This is a genomic window from Comamonas kerstersii, from assembly GCF_008801935.1.
Lineage (GTDB): Bacteria > Pseudomonadota > Gammaproteobacteria > Burkholderiales > Burkholderiaceae_C > Comamonas > Comamonas kerstersii.
In genome coordinates, this window is sequence record NZ_VZOT01000016.1 from 35,268 (window position 1) to 56,841 (window position 21,574).

The window sequence follows — 21,574 nt, forward strand, 5'->3', positions numbered from 1 at the left end:
TACTCCTTGGGTATTTAACTCCTTCCCCCTCTGGGGGAAGGCGGGGATGGGGGCCAGCCCAGCACGGACAACTGCTGTGCTATCGCCTGCAAAATCCCATCCAGATTTCTGAAAGGGGCATCGGATGCAAAACGCATCACCACAAAGCCCTGCGCCTGAAAAAATGCATCGCGCTGAGCGTCATAAGCCTGTTGCTGCTGATGCTGTGAACCATCAAGCTCCACAATCAGCTTGGGCGACAGGCATGCAAAATCCGCCACGTAGCAGCCCAGTGGGTGCTGGCGACGAAACTTCACCCCCAGCTGCTCTGCGCGCAAAGCATCCCAGAGCTTGCTTTCGGCATCCGTCATCGCACGTCGAAGCTCACGCGCATGAGAACGAGCTGAACGGGTAGATTGGTTTTGCATGGTCTTATGACTGCATCAGGCCCCCACCCTCACCCTCCCCCAGAGGGGGAGGGAATGGAATGGCGAAGCCACAGCGGTTTCATCAATTACGCACCGGCTTGCCCGTATTGAGCATGCCCAGAATCCGCTCATGGGTCTTGGGCTGACCAATCAGGTGGCAGAAGGCCTTGCGCTCCATGGCCAGCAGGTATTCTTCGGTCACCAGCGAATTGGCCTCCACTTCGCCGCCGCAGACAATCTCCGCAATCATCGAGGCGATCTTGAAGTCATAGGCGCTGATAAAGCCGCCATCGCGCATGTTCACCAGCTGCGCCTTGATGGTGGCGATGCCGCTGCGGCCTGCCACGGGGAAAGGACGCTTGAGCGGTGCACGCCAGCCTCCGTCGGCCATGGACTTGACCTCATTGATGGCCACAAACAACACTTCGTCCTTGTGCGGCACGATGATGTCGGAATCGAGCAGATAGCCCAGCTTGCGCGACTCGATGGCCGATGTGCCCACCTTGGCCATGGCGGCTGCGGTAAAGCCTTCGGTCAGGAAGGGCAGCAAGTCCTTGCCCGTGCTGGACTTCGCGTTTTCCGCCGCGCGGCGGGCGATATAGGTCAGGCCACCGGCACCGGGAATCAGCCCCACGCCCACTTCCACCAGACCGATGTAGCTTTCCATGTGGGCCACGCGGCGTGCTGAGTACACGGCCAGCTCGCAGCCACCGCCCAGCGCCATGCCGTGGATGGCAGACACCACAGGCACCTGGGCATAGCGGATGCGCAGCATCAGGTTCTGCAGCTCCTGCTCAATGCTTTCGATGGCATCTGCGCCACCAATCACAAAGGCTGGCATGGTGGCTTCCAGGTCAGCGCCCACGCTGAAAGGCGCGTCGCCCGACCAGATCACCATGCCCTTGAAGTCCTGCTCGGCCACGTCCACGGCTTCCATCAGGCCTTCCATGACTTCGGGGCTGATGGCGTGCATCTTGTTCTTGATGCTGGCGATCAGCACCTCGCCTTCCAGCGTCCAGGTGCGCAGTGCCTTGGATTCAAAAATGGTGGTGCCAGCGGTCTTCCAGTCGGGCAGATTGGTTTCACCCAGCAGGCGCTCGGGGAAGATCTGGCGCTCATACACGGGCAGCACGCGGCGGGGCACAAACTTGCCCTGCGCGGGGCTCCACGAGCCTTCGGCGGTGTGCACGCCACCAGCCTCGGCCACAGGCCCTTCAAACACCCACCTGGGCAGCGGCGCCTTGCACAGCGCCTTGCCTGCGTCGATGTCTTCCTGAATCATCTTGGCCACTTCCAGCCAGCCCGCTTCCTGCCACAGCTCGAAGGGGCCCTGCTTCATGCCAAAGCCCCAGCGCATGGCCTGGTCCAGATCACGTGCTGAATCGGCAATGCTCTCGAGATGCACAGCGGCGTAATGGAAGCCATTGCGCAAAATCGCCCACAGGAACTGACCGGGCGCACCTTCAGCATTGCGCAGCAGCTTCAGGCGTTCCGCCGCAGGTTTTTTAAGCATGCGGGCGTACACGGCATCGGCCTTTTGCCCAGCAGGGATGTAATCCTCGCTGTCCAGCTCGAACTGCAGAATTTCGCGGCCCACCTTCTTGTAAAAACCGGCCTTGGTCTTCTGACCCAGGTGGCCCAGCTCCAGCAGCTTTTGCAGCACAGGCGGCGTGCCAAAGCTGTCGTAGAAGGGATCGGTCTCCAGGCTCAGGTTGTCCTGCAGCGTCTTGATCACATGGGCCATGGTGTCCAGGCCCACCACGTCGGCGGTGCGGAAGGTGCCGGACGAGGCGCGGCCCAGCTTCTTGCCCGTCAGGTCGTCCACCACATCGTAAGTCAGGCCGAAGTTTTCCGCCTCCTTGATGGTGGAGAGCATGCCTGCAATGCCGATGCGGTTGGCGATGAAGTTGGGCGTGTCCTTGGCGCGCACCACGCCCTTGCCCAGATCGCTGGTCACAAAGGCTTCGAGCTGGTCGAGCACTTCGGGCTCGGTGGTCGGCGTGGCAATCAGCTCCACCAGCGGCATGTAGCGTGGGGGGTTGAAGAAGTGAATGCCACAGAAGCGTGGCTTGATGGCTTCTGGTAAAGCTTCGGAAAGCTTGGTAATGCTCAGGCCCGAAGTGTTGGATGCCACCAGCGCATGCTTGGCCACATGGGGAGCGATCTTGGTGTAGAGATCCAGCTTCCAGTCCATGCGCTCGGCAATGGCTTCGATGACCAGATCGCACTGCTTGAGCAGCTTCAGGTGCTCTTCATAGTTGGCAGGCTGAATCAGGTCGGCATCTTCGGCCACGCCAATGGGCGAGGGCTTGAGCTTTTTCAGATTGGCAATCGCCTTCTCGGCAATCGCGCTCTTGGGGCCTTCCTTGGCGGGCAGGTCAAACAGGATGACCGGCACCTTCACGTTCACCAGATGGGCCGCGATCTGCGCCCCCATCACACCGGCACCCAGCACGGCAACTTTTTTCACATTGAATCGGGACATGGGAGTGTTCCATTGAATGCCGAGCCTCGGCGCTGCATGGCACCCCACCAGGATGGTGCACAGCAGGCCGGGTCAGCGAAGTACTTCTTACTGCACGCGCACCCAGGTCTGGGTGCGTCCAAACGGACCGATGGAGCCGCGCACTTCCAGCTTCTGGCCGCCGTCCACAGGCGTCAGGCGCAGGGTGTAGGTCTTGCCGTTTTCAGGGTCGAGGATCTTGCCGTCTTCCCAGACGGTCTTGCCCTCGGCCTGCTTGGCACCACGGATGATTTCCAGGCCCACGATGGGCTTGCCCTTGCGGTCGTCCGTGCACTGGTCACAGACAGCGCTGGGGTCCGCCCCTTCGCGCAGAATGCGCTCCACCTTGCCGATCAGCACGCCGCTGCTTTCGGAGATGCGCACTTCCGACTTGGGGGCACCGGTTTTTTCATCCACGCTCTTCCAGAGGCCGACGGGCGACATCTGGGCCATGACGGGCGTACCGATAGCTACAAAAACCAGAGCTGCTAGCGCTTTTTTCATGGGGATCTCCGAATTAAAAACCTACACATTGCTGGAAATACAAGCGGCTGCAGCTATTTAAAGCAGAGCAGCATCCGTATCCATCAACACCTTGCTGCCAGCACGTGCCGTGCGCATCAGCGAAGCGGTCTCAGGGAACAGGCGCGCAAAGTAGAAACGTGCGGTCTGCAACTTAGCCTGGTAGAAGGGGTCGGTATTGCCTTCGGCGATCTTGCGCAGTGCCACCTGGGCCATGCGGGCAAAGAAGTAGCCAAACACCAGGTGACCGGCCACGCGCAGGTAGTCCACGGCAGCAGCGCCCACTTCGTCGGGGTTTTGCATGCCCTTAAAGCCGATTTCGGTGGTGAACTTGGTCATCTGCTCGCCCAGCACGGCGATGGGGTTGATGAATTCGGCCATCTTTTCGTTGACGCCTTCTTCCTCCACCAGCTGCGCCACCAGCTTGCCGAACTTCTTCAGCGTTGCGCCCTGGTTACTCAGCACCTTGCGGCCCAGCAGGTCCAGCGCCTGGATGCCGTTCGTGCCTTCGTAGATCATGTTGATGCGGTTGTCGCGCACAAACTGCTCCATGCCCCATTCCTTGATGAAGCCATGGCCGCCAAACACCTGCTGCGCAGCGGTGGTGGAAATCCAGCCGTTGTCGGTCAGGAAGGCCTTGACGATGGGGGTCAGCAGCGCCACCAGCTCGGCGCTGTCCTTGCGCACCTTTTCGTCGGGGTGGTTCAGTTCCTTGTCGATCAGCAGCCCGCAGAAGGTAGACAGCGCACGGCCACCTTCGGCATAGGCCTTGGCTGTGAGCAGCATGCGGCGCACATCGGGGTGAACGATGATGGGGTCCGCAGGCTTGTCCTTGGCCTTGGTGCCGGACAGGCTGCGCATCTGCAGACGGTCCTTGGCATAGGCCAGCGCGTTCTGGTAGGCCACTTCGGTCAGGCCCAGCGACTGGTTGCCCACGCCCAGACGGGCTGCGTTCATCATCACAAACATGGCCTGCAGGCCCTTGTTGGGCTGGCCCACCATTTCGCCCACAGCGCCGTCCATCACGATCTGGGCGGTGGCGTTGGCCTTGATGCCCATCTTGTGTTCCAGACCGCCGCAGTAGATGGCGTTGCGCTCACCCAGCGAGCCATCGGCGGTCACCTTGTACTTGGGCACCACAAACAGGCTGATGCCCTTGGAGCCTGCAGGTGCGTCAGGCAGACGCGCCAGCACCAGGTGCACGATGTTGGAGGTGAAGTCATGCTCACCCGCAGAGATAAAAATCTTGTTGCCGGTGATCTTGTAGGTGCCATCGGCCTGAGGTTCTGCCTTGGTACGCAGCAGGCCCAAGTCGGTACCGCAGTGGGGCTCTGTCAGGCACATGGTGCCCGTCCACTCACCGCTGGTCAGCTTGGGTAGGTACTTGGCCTTCAGTTCATCAGAGCCGTGTGCGTGCAGGGCTTCATACGCGCCGTGCGACAGGCCGGGGTACATGGTCCAGGCCTGGTTGGCGCTGTTGAGCATTTCGTACAGGGCCGAGTTCACCACAAAAGGCAGGCCCTGGCCGCCGTAGGCAGGGTCGCAGGACAGTGCAGGCCAGCCTCCTTCCACAAATTGCTGATAGGCCTCCTTGAAACCCTTGGGCGTGGTCACCTCATGCGTGGTGGCGTCCAGCTTGCAGCCTTCTTCGTCACCGCTGATGTTCAGCGGGAACACCACATTGGCCGCGAACTTGCCTGCTTCTTCGAGCACGGCGTTGATGGTGTCGGCATCCACCTCCGCGTGCTTGGGCATGGCCTTGTATTCTTGTTCAACGCCAAACACTTCGTGCAGCAGGAACTGCATGTCGCGCAGCGGTGGGTTATAGCTAGGCATGGTTGGTCTCCTAATGAATCAGCAATAACAACAGAAAGCGGCTTACGCCTGGGTGGGGGATGCGCCGTAGCGCAGCAAAATGTTTTCAAAGCCCGTCAATGCGCGCTGCAAGGCACCAGGGCTGCGCAGAAAGCGCGCCTCGTAGTGCAGCACCAGAATCAGGCCGTGAATTTCCGAAAGAATCTGGTTCTCGTCTGCATCGGGCTGTAGATGGCCCAGTTCCTTGCACAGACCAATGGCGCGGCGCAGCGCCACATGCCAGGCACCCACGGAGTTGACCAGCGCCTCACGCACGGGGCCGATGTTGTCCTGGAACTCAATGGCACCGCTGATGTAGATACAGCCGGAATCGAGCTCAATGGTGGTGCGCTTCATCCAGTTATCAAACAGCGCACGCAGACGCGGCAGGCCGCGCGGTGCCTGCATGGCGGGCAGAAATACCTCCTGCTCAAAGCGCTGGTGGTATTCGCGGATCACGGAAATCTGCAGCTCTTCGCGCGAACCAAAATGCGCAAAAACGCCTGACTTGCTCATCTGGGTGGCTTCTGCCAGACTGCCAATCGACAGGCTTTCCAGCCCGTTGTGCATGGCCAGCTGCAAGGCCGTATCAATGATGTAGGCCTTGGTCTGCAGCCCCTTGGGGGAAGCACGGTGCCCCGTGGCTACGCTGCGCGTTTTACGCTGCAGCTCGGAAGGAGAAGATGGGACCGTGGGGAAAATATGTGGGATAGAGGACATGCATTCACAAATAAAACGAACGTTCGTTCTTTTTTGAATCGTAAAAACATTGCCCCACTTTGCGCATAGGTGCTAACCCTTGCGTGATGCACTTTCCGCCTGACGCATTCCGGCAATATCCGGCTGCCTGCAGACAATAAAAAAAGGGTGACCACCGAAGCGGTCACCCTGCATGTTTTTGCTCGCCGTGAACGATGCTCCGGCCTGCTCAGATCAGCATCGCCAGGCTGGCATCCAGATGCTCGGTAGGCTGGCGACGGAAGCCTGTGCGCACAAAGCGCAGCAGACGGCCCTGCACAAAGCTCATCAGCACGCTGGCGGCGACCTGTGCTTCCACCGTAGGTGTGGCCGAGCCCAGTGCGCCAGCCGCAGGGCGCAGGCACTGGCGCAGCGTAGATTCGATGCGCTCAAAAAACTGGTTCATGCGCACCTGCAGGCGCTCGTGCTCCAGCAGCAGGGCGTCGCCCACCAGCACACGCACCATGCCGGGGTTGCGCTCTGCGAACTGCAGCACCAGGGCCACGATGCGCACCGCACGGCGTGCGCCGTCTTCGGGGGTGAATTCCAGCACCTCGCCATCTCTGCCCATCACTTGCTGCACCAGAGAGAAGACCGACTGCTCGATGAAATCGATCAGGCCTTCAAACATCTGCGCCTTGCTCGCAAAGTGGCGGTACAGCGCAGCTTCACTGACAGAAAGATTTGCCGCCAATGCAGCCGTGGTGATGCGGTCGCTGCCGGGCTTTTCCAGCATGGCCGCCAGCGCCTGAAGAATCTGCTCACGACGCTCGCCGGGTTTGGGACGCTTGCGCGTACGAGGAACCTCTTCCAACGTAGCAGTTGCAACAACAGTCTCGGCTGTTTCGGTCAGAGGGTTCAGAACTTCAGATTCGGACATAAGGCAAGCAAATCAACAGGTAAATCGACTCATTCTCTCACAGAGAATCCGCAAGGTAACTGATTGTCAAATCAGCAAAATCATACCGCGTTACTCTTTAAATAAGAGCAGTACACGCAGGCCCCGCCCCGCTAATCCGGCAGAAAAACTCAATTGCGCCGCATGCGCCTGTGCGATTTCCTGCACGATGGCCAGCCCCAGCCCGGAGCCATCCGCCGTAGACCCTGCCACTCTATAAAAACGCTGTGTCAGGCGTGTGTACTCACCCACGGGCACCCCGGGGCCATCGTCTTCCACCTCCACGTAGACCCGCGATTGTCCCCCTTCCGCATGACGACGGCCACAGCGCAAAGTCACTTGACCACCATACTGGGAATACTTGATGGCGTTGTCCAGAATGTTGCCAAGCATTTCACGCAGCAGCCACTCATGGCCAGAGACATGGGCGGCCTCGGCCTCTAGCCCCAGATCAATCTCTTTGGCAATCGCGCTGTCCAGAAATGACTCAAACAAAGCCTCGCACAGGCTTTTGATATCCACGCGCTCCATCGCCGTGCCCTGCTTGAGGCCGCTGTCCACGCGCGACAGCGCCAGCAGCTGGTTCGCCAGCTGTGTGGTGCGGCGCGATGCATGGCGCAGGCGCTCCACCTGCTCACAAGGCAGCACAATGCTTTGCTCGGGCGCAGCCCTGGCCATGAGCGCCCAGGCCTCGACCTGGGACTGCAGCGCCGCCAGCGGTGTACGCAGCTGGTGCGCGGCATCCGCCACAAAGCGCTGCTGTGCATCGGTAGACGCACGCTGACGCTCCAGCAGGCGGTTGAGCGCATGTACCATACTGCGCACCTCAGGGGCATCCGTGGCCTGCAGCTCCACAGGCCGCAAATCCAGCGGCGCGCGCTCCTGCGTCAGCTGGGCCAGTGCGGCCCACGGCTGCAGCACCTTGCGCAGCCACAGCCATGTCACGCCCAGACACACCAACAGCATCAGCACCAATACCAGGCCAGGCACTGCCAGCGCAGACCATCCAGCCAGCGGCTCACTCTGCTGCTGGGCCAACTGCTGGGCCAGTCGCCAGCCCAACCAGACGGCGGCAGCCAGCAAGGCCAGCACTGGCACAGTCAGCCAGCACAGCAGCTGCAACCAGCGCTTGTGCGTGCTCAGGCGCATGGGCTGAACCTCAAAAACAATAGCTGCCAGCGCTTGTCAAATCTCGTATTCAGCATGAAAAGTATTTGAAAAGCTTGATTGATCAGCGCTGGCAGCTACTTTTTTCATACAACGCCTCAGACAGTGGCGACTGCTTCGGCCTGAATCACATCCAGCCGGTAGCCAAAGCCCCGGATGGAGCGCAAGGCCACGCCATACGGCTCCAGCTTGGCGCGCAGGCGCGAGACGTAGACCTCTACGGCATTGGGCGTGATTTCCTTGTCCCAGCCCGTGAGCGCCTGCAGCAGCTTGTCCTTGCTGGCAGGCTTGGGCGCGTGGATCATCAGATACTCCAGCACCGTCCACTCACGTGGGCCCAAATCAATGGTCTGGAACTCCCCCACGCCCTCCTGCCCGCCCAGCCACGCGCCGGCGCTGCGTGCTGCCGTATCCAGCGTCAAGGGGCCAAAGTGCAGCACCGCGCTGTTGGCAGCCTGAGAGCGACGCAGCAGCGCACGCAAGCGCGCCAGCAGCTCAGGCAATTCATAGGGCTTGACCATGTAGTCGTCCGCGCCCAGATCCAGCCCCCGCACACGGTCATGCAGCGCATCGCGCGCTGTCAGGATCAGCACCGGCATGCTGGCACAGTCCATGCCCTTGCCGCGCATGCGGTGCAGCAGCTCCAGCCCGTCCATGCCTGTCAGGCCAATATCCAGAATGGCAATATCAAACGACTCACTGGACAGCGCCTCCAGCGCACGCTCTGCGCTGCTGACCCAGTCCACCGCATAGCCCGCATCGGTCAGCCCCAGCTTGATGCCGCTGGCCACCATCAAATCATCTTCTACCAACAAAAGGCGCATGACTGTCTCCTCCCCTTTTTTGGATGTGCATGCTTTGTTTGCGCTGGTACAGATCTACCGTAGCTGGCGGTGCAATCCCCCAGCAGGTTTTTTGTCGTTATTGATCTGCAGTGAAATCCAGCACCCGATTTTGCATGCTTTGGCCGATAAGAAAGAGAAAAAGCTGGCCCCCCCCTCACCCCCGCCCTCTCCCACAAGTGGGAGAGGGAGTGAAGGCCATCCCCTCTCCCGTTTACGGGAGAGGGTCAGGGTGAGGGTGCTCCTTCCACCAGCCCACCTTTGTTCCGCCCCCTCTGGCCTTCTCTCCTTCCCCCTCTGGGGGAAGGCAGGGATGGGGGCCGGGCACGGCCCTGAATATGAGCAGGTGAAGTAGCAAATGCCAGGTTGGCCCCCACCCTCACCCTCCCCCAGCGGGGGAGGGAAAGAATCACCCTCACCCCTGCCCTCTCCCACAAGTGGGAGAAGGAGTACACACAGGCGATGGTCAGGCAGGTAGTAGGGATGCATTGGGTTGCCCCACACCCTCACCCAGCGGGGGAGGGATTTCTTGTTCCCTCTCCCGTTTACGGGAGAGGGTCAGGGTGAGGGTGCTCCTTCCACCAGCCCACCTTTGTTCCGCCCCCTCTGGTCTTCTCTCCTTCCCCCGCTGGGGGAAGGCAGGGATGGGGGCCGGGCACGACCCTGAATATGAGCAGGTGAAGTAGCAAATGCCAGGTTGGCCCCCACCCTCACCCTCCCCCAGCGGGGGAGGGAAAGAATCACCCTCCCCCTGCCCTCTCCCACAAGTGGGAGAGGGAGTGCATGCACCAAAGAAAAAATACCCTCTCCCGTTTACGGGAGAGGGTCAGGGTGAGGGTAAATCGCTCGCTCAGTGGCTACGAATCATGGTGCCGTAGGCCTGGTCCGTCAGAATCTCCAGCAGCATGGAGTGCGGCACACGGCCATCGATGATATGCACGGCATTCACACCCGCCTTGGCCGCATCCAGCGCGCCGCTGATCTTGGGCAGCATGCCGCCAGAGATCGTGCCATCCGCAAACAGGCCATCAATCTCACGCGCGGTCAGATCGGTCAGCAGCTCACCAGACTTGTTCAGCACGCCGGGCGTATTCGTCAGCAGCACCAGTTTCTCTGCCTGCAGCACGGTCGCCAGCTTGCTGGCCACCACGTCGGCATTGATGTTGTAGCTCTCGTTTTCTTCGCCAAAGCCGATGGGGCTGATCACAGGAATGAAAGCATCGTCCTGTAGTGCTTTCACCACACTGGGGTCAATCGACACAATATCGCCCACCTGGCCCACATCGTGCTCAATGCTGGGGTCTTTGTTGTCCAGCATCTTCAGCTTCTTGGCACGAATCAAACCACCATCACGCCCCGTCAGGCCCACGGCCTTGCCACCTGCCTGATGGATCAGGCCCACGATGTCCTGCTGCACCTCACCAGCCAGCACCCACTCCACCACTTCCATGGTCTCGGCATCCGTCACACGCATGCCCTGGATGAACTCACCCTTCTTGCCCAGTCGGTTCAGTGCAGTCTCAATCTGCGGCCCCCCGCCATGCACCACCACCGGGTTAATCCCCACCAGTTTCAGCAACACCACGTCTTCGGCAAAGTCTGCCTGCAGCGCAGGGTCGGTCATGGCATTGCCGCCATACTTGATCACCATGGTCTTGCCATGGAACTTGCGGATGTAAGGCAGCGCCTGCGCCAGAATTTCTGCTTTGTCGCGGGGGGTGATGTGGGAAAGGGTTGTCATGGTCATCTACCAGCAGTACATGGGACAATAAGGTCAAACAAACTTCGCATTGTGCCCCAGTCCACGCTGGCGGCACACATAGCCACGCCCCCACATGTTTTTCAGTCACTTTTCCCCGCTAGAGCTGGCTCGGCTTGATGCCCTCATCGCCGCTATAGCATCTTTGCTCACCTGCCTGTTCCTCGTAGGCACCAAGAAGTGGCATGGTGCCTTCTCCATGGACTCCAGCACCGGCGTGCAAAAGTTCCACACCGCTCCCACCCCGCGCATTGCAGGCATTGCTCTGGTCGTGGGTGTGCTGGCAGGCTATGCCTTCTCCAGCCACAGCCCAGCCGCTGCAGAAAAGCGTCAAATCCTTAGTGCTATTTTGATGGCAGGCATGCCCGCCTTTATCTTTGGCCTGCTGGAAGACATCACCAAAAAAGTCTCGGTCAAAACCCGCCTGCTCGCCACCATGGCCTCTGGCCTGCTGGGCTGGGGCATTACAGGCGTGTCGCTCACCAGCGTAGATATCTGGGGTGTGGACTGGCTGCTGGGTTTTACTGCTGTGTCTGTGCTGTTTACCGCCTTTGCCGTTGGCGGTGTAGCCAATGCCATCAATATCATTGATGGTTTTAATGGTCTGACTGCAGGCGTTGCCCTCATCATGCTCGCAGCCTTTGGCCTTATTGCACGTGAAGTAGGCGATATTCCCCTGGCCTTTGCCTGCCTGATTATCGCAGGCGCTGTACTAGGCTTTTTTCTGGTGAACTGGCCCTTCGGAAAAATTTTCCTCGGCGATGGGGGGGCATATTTCCTGGGCTTTACCTTGGCATGGATTGCCATTTTGCTGCCTCAACGCAATGCACAGGTGTCGCCTTGGGCCAGTTTGCTGATTTGTTCGTATCCTATTATTGAAGTTGGCTTTAGCTTTGTACGCAAATCACTGCGAGAAGGCTACCACCCCAGCCAACCTGATGGAGTACACCTGCATATGCTGGCCAACAAACGCTGGGCTCGCAAGATTTATGGTGAATTTTCACAAACACTGCAAAACGGCCTGACTTCGCCCTTTTTATGGCTGTATGCAGCCCTTCCTTGTGCTGCAGCGGTTTTTAGCTATCAGTACACATGGCTGTGTGCTGTGCTGCTGGTTGCTAGCATTTTGGTGTATCTGGCTATGTATAGTAAGTTGGCTTTTTTTAGCTGGGTGCCAAAGAAATGAAAATTTGTCTGATCGGTACTGTAGCCAGCAGTACGTTGAACTTTAGAAAAACATTTATTGAACTCCTGATCCAAGAAGGTCATGAGGTATATGTCTTTGCCACAGATTACAGCAAAAAAACTTCTGCAGCCATTACAGCGCTAGGTGCTGAGCCTGTCAGCTACCAGCTCAATCGAGGCGGGCTAAACCCTTTTGCTGATATAAAAAGCACTATACAACTCAAAAACAAAATCAAGGCAATTTCTCCTGATATTGTTTTTTCTTATTTTGCAAAACCTGTCATTTTTGGCACACTTGCTGCAAAACTTGCCAAAGTACCACGCATTGTCGGTATGCTGGAAGGCTTGGGCTATGCCTTTACCCCAGAGCCACCGCACAAAAAAGAAAGCTTCAAGAAAAAACTGGTTCGAGCGGTACAGATTTTCTTGTACAAGATATCTTTCAGATATCTGGATAGAATTATTTTCCTCAACCCAGATGACCCTGTTGACCTGCTTGAAAAGCACAAAATTAAAGTCAAAGATGTGCAAATTCTGGGTGGCATTGGTGTTGACCTTGAAAAATTCAAACCCACCCCACCCTCACTCAACCCCATACGTTTCTTGTTTATAGGTCGCCTGCTTGCAGAAAAAGGGATTTTTGAATTTCTTAAAGCCGCTGAAATTGTCAAAAAACAGCATCCAGAAGTTGAATTTATTGTCTTGGGTGCCATTGACAAAGACAACCCCAGCAGCCTTTCACAAAGTGATCTGGACTACTATAAACAAGCCAATATCATCATCCACCCTGGCCATGTTGACAATGTGCAGGCGTGGATTGAAAAGTCCAGTGTTTTTGTCTTACCTTCATACTACCGTGAAGGTGTTCCTTGCAGTACGCAAGAGGCTATGGCATGTGGGAGAGCGGTGATTACTACGGATGTTGCCGGATGCAGGGAAACTATAATAAATAATTTCAATGGATTATTAACACCCACAAACAACCATCAACTATTAATAGGGAATTTTCTATTTTTTATCGAAAATAAAGAAAAAATTATACAATTCGGAGATAAAAGCAGAATACTTTGCTCAAAAAATTTCGATAGCAAAAAACAAAATCAAAAACTAAAAGAAATCATCCTTTATGAATAATCAAATATCCGTAATAGTACCCTGCTTTAATAATGAAAAAACCATTAATAGAGCAATTCAATCCATTTTAAATCAAAGCGTTAAACCAAAAGAAATAATAATTATTGATGACAAAAGCAAGGACAAAACAATTGAAAATGTAAAAAAAATTCAAGAAGAAAATAATTCACAAAAAATAACATTGATTGAATTAAAAGAAAATTACGGCGCAGCCAACGCGAGAAATATTGGCTGGGATCACGCAAAGACAAATTATATAGCATTTTTAGATGCTGATGATACCTGGCATCATAGAAAAATTGAATTACAATTATCTTTTATGTTAAATAACCCCCATGCCGATCTATCAGGGCATGCAATGGAGCTGTACTCAGAGAAAAAAATAATTAATCACAAAGAAGTTTTTTTTAGAAAAATTTCCAAAACACATCTTCTTTTAAAGAATAAATTTCCAACACCATCAGTAATGCTAAAAAGAAGCATTCCAATAAGATTTAAAAAAAATCAGCGTTATTCTGAAGATTACTTACTATGGCTTCAAATTATTCACAATAACTATCAATGTTATTTTTGCAACCAAATTTTAGCTTTTGTTCACAAACCATTTTACGGAAGCGGCGGCCTTAGCGCCAATTTATCTGAGATGCAAAAACATGAAATTGGAAATTATAAGTCATTGCTTAACGAAAAATTCATCTCTACACCTACTTTTATATTAGCATCAACTCTATCTTACCTAAAGTACACAAAAAGGTTAATTTTAAACTCAACTAAATAAAATCTTCAAAAATTATCATATCGACAAAACAATCAGTAATTCAAAATAATATTTAAAAAAATACAAAAAAATAGCAGCAAAATAGCAGCAAAATATCAGCAAAATATCAGCAAAATAAATTAAACACTGCAATTAAAATGTTACCCTATATAGTTTCATATTTATCCTCTTTACTTTACATCTTCTTCCAAGGGAGAAAAAAATCAAAACTAATATTCTTTTTCTGCTTATTCCCAGCATTTTTTATTTCAACACTCAGAGGATACGTAGGAACAGACACGCACGCATACAACTCTATTATTTCAAAAATAATAGAATATGACCTAAGACTAGAATCGATCAATATTGAGCCCATTTTCTACATAACCGCAAAGCTATTAGGCTTTCTTTCACCAACCCCCCATTCAACGCTATTAGCTTTAACTGCATTTTATTGCTTTTTATACTACAAAGCATTTTCAAAAAATTTCACCAATAGACTCATTTCTTGCACTTTAATTTTCCCATTATTTTTTTTTGACAGCGCTATGAATGGCATTAGATACGGAATATCTTTTTGCCTGATAAAAATAGCGATCGACTTTTTTATTCAAAGAAGTTTTTTAAAGTTCACAATATTTTTTATACTGTCTATTGGTTTTCACATTAGCAGCATATTAATACTTATAATAATATTGACTAAAAAATTAAACTTCAGAGGATTTTTTGCAATCGCCTTTATATCCACAATATTTTTAGGATTATCATCAAATCATTTACTTGAAAAATTCAATCTATACTCAGAATATGAGTCACCAAATTCTATATCTGGACTATCACTAGTTTTAATCGGATTAATTCTATCGTCTCATTCTATAATATTCCTCAGAAAATCATTATTTTTCTCTTGGCCTCAGATTTTTACATCTTCTTTATTTTTATTTTGTTTTTATTATTTATCTTTATATAGTTACGCAGGCCTCAGACTAATGCAAATTGTCGTATGGACACAAATTATATTAATAATATATTGCTACCCTGATTCAACAAGTAAAAATTTACAAAAATTTTTATTTTTAATTTTATCTTTAATATTTTTCATTATTAAATTTAGGCACTTTTATTTGGATAACACTGGATATAGTCCATTTAATCCTTTTCACTTTTTTTGGCAGTTAAACGGCGCTTTTTCGTAAATCAAATTTAAAACGGTAATCCCCTGTATCCCCCTGAGTCAGAATAGTTGTCGCTTCGATAGAAGTCGAATGAACAGGGGCGAAACGAACAGAGGAACAAGTGGCGAGATACGGACAAGCATTCAAAGACAACGTGGTGGCAAAGTTACTGCCTCCCGAGAGTGCGGTACATGTCAAGATAGTTGTCGCCTCATTTATGCCGCTAGACGTATTTTTTGCGTGATGCTTTCGATCCTTTCTGGCCCCCCCCTGAGTCAGAATAGTTGTCGCCTCGATAGAAATCGAATGAACAGGGGCGAAACGAACAGAGGAACAAGTGGCGAGATACGGACAAGCCTTCAAAGATAGCGTGGTGGCGAAGTTGCGGCCTCCCGAGAGTGCCTCCTTGCAGCAGGTGTCGTTGCAAACGGGTGTGAGTGAATCAACGTTGCCCCCCCCCCAAAACAGCGGCTTGCCATGGCAACATAGCTCTACTTCTCAGAGCGATGGTTTAAGGGGAGATTACCCACGCTTCAATTGTGCCCAATCGGAAGCAAGCACTTTGCAAATTTCAACAGACCCAAGTTCTGGATTCTATAATTTTTTATAATTTTTAAGCAATCTTAGAATAAATAATAATGTTTGAACACACTTATTTTGCCCTAAAACTAGCTGAATCCTATATAACTCAGTAAGAGTACCTAAAACATCAACACTACTAACACCAGAATCATTAAAAAAACCAACTTCCTTTTTAATTATTTTAACATTGGCACCTCCGCGAATTGCTTTTAATGTAAACAACTGATCTGCAGCTATTGGAAATTTTCTTGAATAAAAACCAAATTTATCGTGCAAGCTTCTTCTATAAATAGCACCAACAGCATGTGATGATACATATTCCGCCATTCCTGAAAACCAGCTTCTTCCTCGACATCCAGCAAAATAAATTTTGCTCCCACATTTTATAGAAGCCGTTACAATATCAAAATTTCCGCTAATTTCCGATTTATAATTCTTAATAGCATTTGGATACAGAAAATCATCCGCCCCTACAACCAAATAAAACTCACCACTCGAAATCTTAATAGCTCGATTCAAAGCATCATAAATACCAAAATCTTCTTGACTTGATATTTTTATATTCAAATCAGTAATGGATTGCAGCAACTCCAAAGTACCATCCGTAGATGCCCCATCTGCGACAACCCATTCAAAATCTTTGTCTTCTTGATTACGCAAACTCTCAATGAGTTTTGGCAAATGCTCAACAGCATTATATGTTGCGGTAATAACACTTAACTTCAAAATCAACCTCTTATATCTTATAGGACATCAAACTCGTCCATATTGGTCTTTGAGCCTCACAATATCATCCTCACCCAAATACGTCCCAGACTGTACCTCAATCATCTCCAAAGGAATCACACCGGGGTTCTCCAGGCAATGCACCTGCCCAATCGGGATATAAGTAGATTGATTTTCTGTTACCAAAAAAGTCTTCTCGCCATTTGTTACTTTGGCGGTGCCAGATACAACAACCCAATGCTCTGCACGATGGTGGTGCATTTGCAGAGAAAGTTTAGCGCCAGGTTTTACTGTAATACGTTTGACCTGATAACGATGACCGCTATCAATGGAGTCATATTTGCCCCATGGACGATAGACGAGTCGATGATTTTCATGCTCTTTCCGACCTGATTTTTTCAGCTTGGCAACGATATTTTTAATATCCTGTACACGTGACTTTTCGGCAACGAGCAGGGCATCGTCAGTATCTACGATAACCAGATTTTCTACACCCAATACCGTCACTAGCTTGCTATGGGCTGATACCAAACAATTTTGGCTATCTTGCAAAATGACATCGTTGTCAGATATTTTTTCGCCTGTGTTGATAACGTTGCCGTTATTATCTTTTTCACTGATTTCCCACAGCGTAGTCCAGCTACCTACATCGCTCCAGCCTGCATCCAGCGGTGTCACTACTACAGGGTTATCAGTCTGGCTACAAAGGGGTTCCATCAATGCGTAGTCAATGGAGTTATCAGGGCAGGCAGCAAAGGCCTGTGCATCAATACGAACAAAATCCTGATCAGCTTTAGTTGCCGCCATTGCCTTTTCGCAGGCTTGCAGCATTTCAGGCTGGTACTGCTTGAGTGCTTCCAGATAGCGATCGGCGCGCAGCATGAAAATGCCACTGTTCCATAAATAATTGCCGCTATCCAGATACTGTTGTGCTGTCGCAGCAGAGGGTTTTTCTACGAACTCCTGCACCTGACGAATGCCGCTTTGTATTTCATGCGCCATGCGGATATAGCCATAACCGGTCGCAGGCGCTGTGGGCACAATGCCCAAAGTACCAAATCCACCAGCTTCGACTTGTGGCCGCAAAGTACGCACGGCCTGCTGGAAAGCAGCCCCATCCTGAATGACATGATCTGCAGCCAACACCAGCAGAACTGGTGGTTGTTCTGCTTGAGTGTTTTGCATGGCGTGCAAGGCTGCAAGTGCAATGGCAGGAGCTGTGTTGCGCCCTACGGGTTCCAGCAAGATGTCTGCGCTCTGTGCCTGCTGGCGTAGTTGTTCAGCCACCAGAAAGCGGTGCTCTTCGTTGCAGATCACGATGGGGCGTGTAACCTCCAGCCCGTTCAGCCTGGCCAGAGTTTCCTGCAGCAAGGTGTGCTGACCATGCAATGCCAAAAACTGCTTGGGATAGGCGGTGCGTGACAAGGGCCAGAGACGTGTACCAGAGCCTCCGGCCATGATGACGGGAATCATTGGAAATACCATTTTGTATGTTCGTGTACTTGCGGATCATGCAGCAGTTGCTCAGGTGTGCACCAGCGCCAGGCACTGTGCTGGCTTAGCGGAAGTACGTCGTCTAAGCCTATCTCGAGCTTGAAGGCATTGACCACATAGTGCGTGCTGATATGCGCGTAAGCGGGGTCATCAGCGAACACATTGTCGCTGTAAAAGTGCTCGAACAGGCCTTGATGCGCTGCATCCTGCAAGCTGAACGCTTGCCCCAGCTCAGCCAGCGTCAGACGTTCAAATGCCTGTGCCAAGGTTTCACCTTTGCGCACTCTGCCACCCGGCACAAACCAGAAACCTTGGGCTGGGCGGTTGGTGCGCAACCCCAGCAGAAACTCGCCTTGGCCGTTTTCCACCAGAAGATCTAGGGACACCAAAGGTGTTCTGTCTATGACTTGCGCAAACTCATGGACCGGCAAAAGCATTTACATGCGTGCCTTATCTTGGTGCTGCAAAAACCACTCGTAGGTGCTGCGCAGGCCATCTTCCAGCGTAATGCTGTATTGCCAGCCTAGCGCCTTCAGGCGTGACACGTCCATGAGCTTACGGGGTGTGCCATCCGGCTTACTGCTGTCAAACTTCAGCGCTCCAGCAAAACCCACTACTTTTTTCATGGTCTGTGCCAGTTCGGCGATGCTGCAATCCGTGCCGGTTCCGACATTGATATGTGAAAGCATGGGCTGGGTATGTGCCTGGTAAACCTCAGGTGCCAGATTCACCACATGCATGCAGGCTGCGGCCATGTCATCCACATGCAAAAACTCTCGCATGGGTTTACCACTGCCCCAAACCACAACTTCGCTGGCATTCGCCAGCTTGGCTTCATGAAAACGGCGCATCATGGCAGGAATAACGTGGCTGTTTTCTGGGTGAAAGTTGTCACCGGGGCCGTACAAATTGGTGGGCATGACGCTGCGGTAATCGCGCCCATACTGACGGTTGTAGCTTTCGCACAGCTTGATGCCTGCAATCTTGGCAATGGCATAGGGCTCATTGGTGGGCTCCAGCGTGCCTGTGAGCAAGGCATCTTCACGCATAGGCTGCGGCGCCAGCTTGGGGTAAATGCATGATGACCCCAGAAACAGCAACTGCTGCACACCAGCCATGTGGGCTGCATGGATGACGTTGGCCTGAATCATCAAGTTTTCATACAAAAACTCTGCAGGGTAGGTGTTGTTGGCATGAATGCCACCAACCTTGGCAGCAGCCAGATACACCTGATCCACACGCTCTTCCGCCAGAAAGCGCTGCACTGCAGCCTGATTGGTCAAATCCAGCTCTGCACGGTTGCGGGTCACCGGTTCCACATTGCCATCGCGCTGCAGCGCTCGTACCAGTGCAGAGCCCACCATGCCGTTATGCCCGGCCACAAACACACGTTTTTTCATGGCTTACTCCATGCTCACCGGTACTTCATAGCCGTGTGCCTTCAGCAAGGCATGGCGCTTGGCAACTTTCAGGTCCTCACGCACCATCTCAGCGCACATTTCCTGTACCGTAATCTGTGGCACCCAGCCCAGTTCGCGCTTGGCCTTGGCTGGGTCGCCCAGCAGGGTTTCCACTTCAGCAGGGCGGAAGTAACGTGGGTCAATACGAACCAGTACATCGCCTGGCTTGACGGCAGGGGCTTTGTCTCCCGACACCGATTCCACAATGCCCACTTCATCAATGCCTTTACCTTCAAAGCGTAGCTTGATGCCCAGCTCTGCGGCAGACCATTCAATAAAGGTGCGCACGCTGTGCTGGACGCCGGTGGCAATCACAAAGTCTTGCGGCTGGTCTTGCTGCAGCATCAACCACATCATGCGTACATAGTCTTTGGCATGGCCCCAGTCACGCAGAGCATCAATATTGCCCATGTACAAGCAGGTATCCAGCCCCTGCGCAATATTCGCTAGGCCGCGGGTGATCTTGCGGGTGACAAAGGTTTCACCACGGCGGGGGCTTTCGTGGTTAAACAAGGTGCCATTGCAGGCAAACATGCCATAGCTTTCACGGTAATTCACCGTAATCCAGTAGGCATACAGCTTGGCTACTGCGTAGGGTGAGCGTGGGTAGAAGGGCGTGGTTTCTTTTTGCGGTACTTCCTGTACCAAGCCAAACAGTTCACTGGTGCTGGCCTGGTAAAAGCGGGTTTTCTTTTCCAGCCCAAGCAGGCGAATCGCTTCCAGCAAACGCAATGTTCCCATTGCATCTACGTCTGCGGTGTATTCGGGCGACTCAAAACTCACGGCCACATGCGACTGAGCGCCCAGGTTGTAGACCTCATCAGGCTGCACCTCTTGCAGGATGCGTGTGAGGTTCGAAGAATCCGTCAAATCACCATAGTGCAGAATAAAGTTTTTATTTTCAATATGCGGATCTTGGTAAATATGATCCACACGCTGGGTATTGAACAAAGAAGCACGGCGTTTGATACCGTGAACCTCATAGCCTTTTTCCAGCAGAAACTCAGCCAGGTAAGAGCCGTCTTGGCCAGTAACACCTGTAATTAACGCAATTTTTTGAGCCACAACAACCTTTCAAAAACTATTCCCCAGATAAAATCTTCCCATGAAATCTTCGCCACAAATAGAAAGATATTAACGCACAACCAAAAAATTCAGTTATCAAGAGTGTGATAGCAGCCCCTTTTTCAGCGGCAATATCTATCATTGGCCACATCATCGCCAAGCATAACAGTGCAGCAAACATAAATGATCGATTAAATTCACGACCCATGCCCAATGGTATCATTATTTGAACACCTAGCAAGTTAGACACCCCCACAAAAAAAGGAATAGGCGACATCCATTGCAATACAACAACAGCCTGCTCATATCCAGAGCCAGCAATAATTTTTATCAAATCTTCCGCAAAAAAGTACAACAAAAAGCTTGCTACCAGTGACACAAAAAAAATACCTATCGCACTCTTTCTCAATAACGGAAGAATTGCATCTTTGTTATTCTCCATGAGAAAACTTATTCTCGGAAAAAATGCCTGTGTGATAGGATTAATTAAACTTTGTGCACCTGATCGAAGCTTGTCTGCCACGTTGTAGCAAGCAAGAGCAACTGGCCCCATCATCCAACCCAATACCAAAGGCATCAATATTGCGTATGAACTAATATAGACGCGTGATGTAAATAATACCCAACCTTCTTTCAACTCCTTCACAACACCATAAAGACTAGGTTTACAAAAATAAAAAAAATCCCCTCTAAAAATAAAAATCAAAGAAAAAATTCCAACCAATACAGTAGATATAGAACTTGAAAATATAGCCCACTCTACATCTGAACTATTTTTTACCACCAAAAACAATAAAATCAATCCAAAAAATTTCCCAAAAAATTGAAAAAATGCCGCCATACGCATTTTTTCAATTCCCTGAAGGAACCACAAAGGGAACAAAGCACTCCCAAAAACTGACAAAAAAGCCAGCGCATAAAAATGCGCATCTACTCTTAAGTTGTCAAACAAAAAAACCAAGCCGCTGCAGGCAAAAGCACTAAAAATAACAAGAAGCCATTGTGAGCAGAAGACATTGATAAAAATTTTCCCAAGTTGCCTTCGATCATTTCGACTAGCAGCAACTTTACGAGTACCACTCCAAGAAAACCCATATTCAACAAGCAATATAAAATACATCATAAATGCTTGCGCAAAAATCACCTTTCCAAAATTTTCCACCCCTAAAATTCTTGCCAAATAAGGCACGGAAACCAAAGGCAAAATGTAATTACTTGCCTGAACAACAGCCAATGCAATGACGCTTGACTTTAAACTATCTGTTTTTTTCATCTTGCAATATTCACAGGTCAACTTAAATAAATA

Annotated in this window: 19 protein-coding genes; 4 read left to right on the forward strand and 15 right to left on the reverse strand. The window is 51.8% G+C overall.

Annotated features, from left to right (window positions below):
* Positions 1-14 precede the first annotated feature (14 nt).
* From F7P80_RS15075 to argB, 9 genes are all read right to left on the reverse strand, one after another.
* On the reverse strand, positions 15-407 hold the full coding sequence (locus tag F7P80_RS15075; RefSeq protein ID WP_151045820.1) for an endonuclease domain-containing protein: 393 nt from the start codon (positions 405-407) through the stop codon (positions 15-17).
* An 82-nt stretch (positions 408-489) separates the two neighbouring features.
* Positions 490-2,892, reverse strand: coding sequence for a 3-hydroxyacyl-CoA dehydrogenase/enoyl-CoA hydratase family protein (locus F7P80_RS15080; RefSeq protein WP_151045822.1), 2,403 nt, complete (start codon positions 2,890-2,892; stop codon positions 490-492).
* Positions 2,893-2,979: 87 nt separating this feature from the next.
* Positions 2,980-3,414, reverse strand: coding sequence for a DUF2147 domain-containing protein (locus tag F7P80_RS15085; protein ID WP_151045824.1), 435 nt, complete (start codon positions 3,412-3,414; stop codon positions 2,980-2,982).
* 57 nt (positions 3,415-3,471) lie between these two features.
* The gene (locus F7P80_RS15090) at positions 3,472-5,268 is read right to left on the reverse strand and encodes an acyl-CoA dehydrogenase C-terminal domain-containing protein (protein ID WP_151045826.1); all 1,797 of its coding nucleotides are present in this window, start codon (positions 5,266-5,268) and stop codon (positions 3,472-3,474) included.
* 42 nt (positions 5,269-5,310) lie between these two features.
* A complete protein-coding gene (locus F7P80_RS15095) occupies positions 5,311-6,006 on the reverse strand; it encodes a TetR/AcrR family transcriptional regulator (RefSeq protein ID WP_151045828.1) in 696 nt (231 codons plus the stop codon).
* Positions 6,007-6,214: 208 nt separating this feature from the next.
* Positions 6,215-6,904: a nucleoid occlusion factor SlmA gene (gene slmA / locus F7P80_RS15100; protein ID WP_151045830.1), complete on the reverse strand. Its 690-nt coding sequence runs from the start codon at positions 6,902-6,904 to the stop codon at positions 6,215-6,217.
* 90 nt (positions 6,905-6,994) lie between these two features.
* Positions 6,995-8,071, reverse strand: coding sequence for a sensor histidine kinase (locus F7P80_RS15105; RefSeq protein WP_054066144.1), 1,077 nt, complete (start codon positions 8,069-8,071; stop codon positions 6,995-6,997).
* Positions 8,072-8,187: 116 nt separating this feature from the next.
* Entirely contained in the window at positions 8,188-8,913 is a 726-nt protein-coding gene (locus tag F7P80_RS15110; protein WP_151045832.1) for a response regulator, read from the reverse strand.
* A gap of 868 nt (positions 8,914-9,781) precedes the next feature.
* The gene (argB, locus tag F7P80_RS15115) at positions 9,782-10,672 is read right to left on the reverse strand and encodes an acetylglutamate kinase (RefSeq protein ID WP_054065842.1); all 891 of its coding nucleotides are present in this window, start codon (positions 10,670-10,672) and stop codon (positions 9,782-9,784) included.
* Positions 10,673-10,967: 295 nt separating this feature from the next.
* Here argB and F7P80_RS15120 point away from each other — a divergent pair, with 295 nt between their 5' ends.
* The 4 genes from F7P80_RS15120 to F7P80_RS17450 all read left to right on the forward strand — a co-directional run bounded on the left by F7P80_RS15120 (position 10,968) and on the right by F7P80_RS17450 (position 14,962).
* A complete protein-coding gene (locus tag F7P80_RS15120; RefSeq protein ID WP_249041499.1) occupies positions 10,968-11,876 on the forward strand; it encodes an MraY family glycosyltransferase in 909 nt (302 codons plus the stop codon).
* Complete coding sequence (locus F7P80_RS15125) at positions 11,873-13,009, forward strand: glycosyltransferase family 4 protein (RefSeq protein ID WP_151045836.1); 1,137 nt, start codon at positions 11,873-11,875, stop codon at positions 13,007-13,009. The genes F7P80_RS15120 and F7P80_RS15125 overlap by 4 nt, the downstream gene beginning before the upstream one ends.
* Positions 13,002-13,787, forward strand: coding sequence for a glycosyltransferase family 2 protein (locus F7P80_RS15130; protein WP_151045838.1), 786 nt, complete (start codon positions 13,002-13,004; stop codon positions 13,785-13,787). The genes F7P80_RS15125 and F7P80_RS15130 overlap by 8 nt, the downstream gene beginning before the upstream one ends.
* Before the next feature lie 137 nt (positions 13,788-13,924).
* Positions 13,925-14,962, forward strand: coding sequence for an EpsG family protein (locus F7P80_RS17450; protein ID WP_151045840.1), 1,038 nt, complete (start codon positions 13,925-13,927; stop codon positions 14,960-14,962).
* A gap of 573 nt (positions 14,963-15,535) precedes the next feature.
* Here F7P80_RS17450 and F7P80_RS15140 read toward each other — a convergent pair.
* From F7P80_RS15140 to F7P80_RS15165, 6 genes are read right to left on the reverse strand one after another with little or no spacing between them, the layout of a single operon-like run.
* Positions 15,536-16,249, reverse strand: coding sequence for a glycosyltransferase (locus tag F7P80_RS15140; protein ID WP_170265399.1), 714 nt, complete (start codon positions 16,247-16,249; stop codon positions 15,536-15,538).
* A 27-nt stretch (positions 16,250-16,276) separates the two neighbouring features.
* On the reverse strand, positions 16,277-17,722 hold the full coding sequence (locus tag F7P80_RS15145) for a mannose-1-phosphate guanylyltransferase/mannose-6-phosphate isomerase (protein WP_151045844.1): 1,446 nt from the start codon (positions 17,720-17,722) through the stop codon (positions 16,277-16,279).
* The gene (locus F7P80_RS15150) at positions 17,719-18,180 is read right to left on the reverse strand and encodes a GDP-mannose mannosyl hydrolase (protein WP_151045846.1); all 462 of its coding nucleotides are present in this window, start codon (positions 18,178-18,180) and stop codon (positions 17,719-17,721) included. The genes F7P80_RS15145 and F7P80_RS15150 overlap by 4 nt, the downstream gene beginning before the upstream one ends.
* Positions 18,181-19,143: a GDP-L-fucose synthase gene (gene fcl / locus F7P80_RS15155; protein ID WP_151045848.1), complete on the reverse strand. Its 963-nt coding sequence runs from the start codon at positions 19,141-19,143 to the stop codon at positions 18,181-18,183.
* 3 nt (positions 19,144-19,146) lie between these two features.
* Complete coding sequence (gene gmd / locus F7P80_RS15160; protein WP_151045850.1) at positions 19,147-20,268, reverse strand: GDP-mannose 4,6-dehydratase; 1,122 nt, start codon at positions 20,266-20,268, stop codon at positions 19,147-19,149.
* Between the two features lie 16 nt (positions 20,269-20,284).
* On the reverse strand, positions 20,285-21,541 hold the full coding sequence (locus F7P80_RS15165; RefSeq protein ID WP_151045852.1) for a flippase: 1,257 nt from the start codon (positions 21,539-21,541) through the stop codon (positions 20,285-20,287).
* Positions 21,542-21,574: the final 33 nt, after the last annotated feature.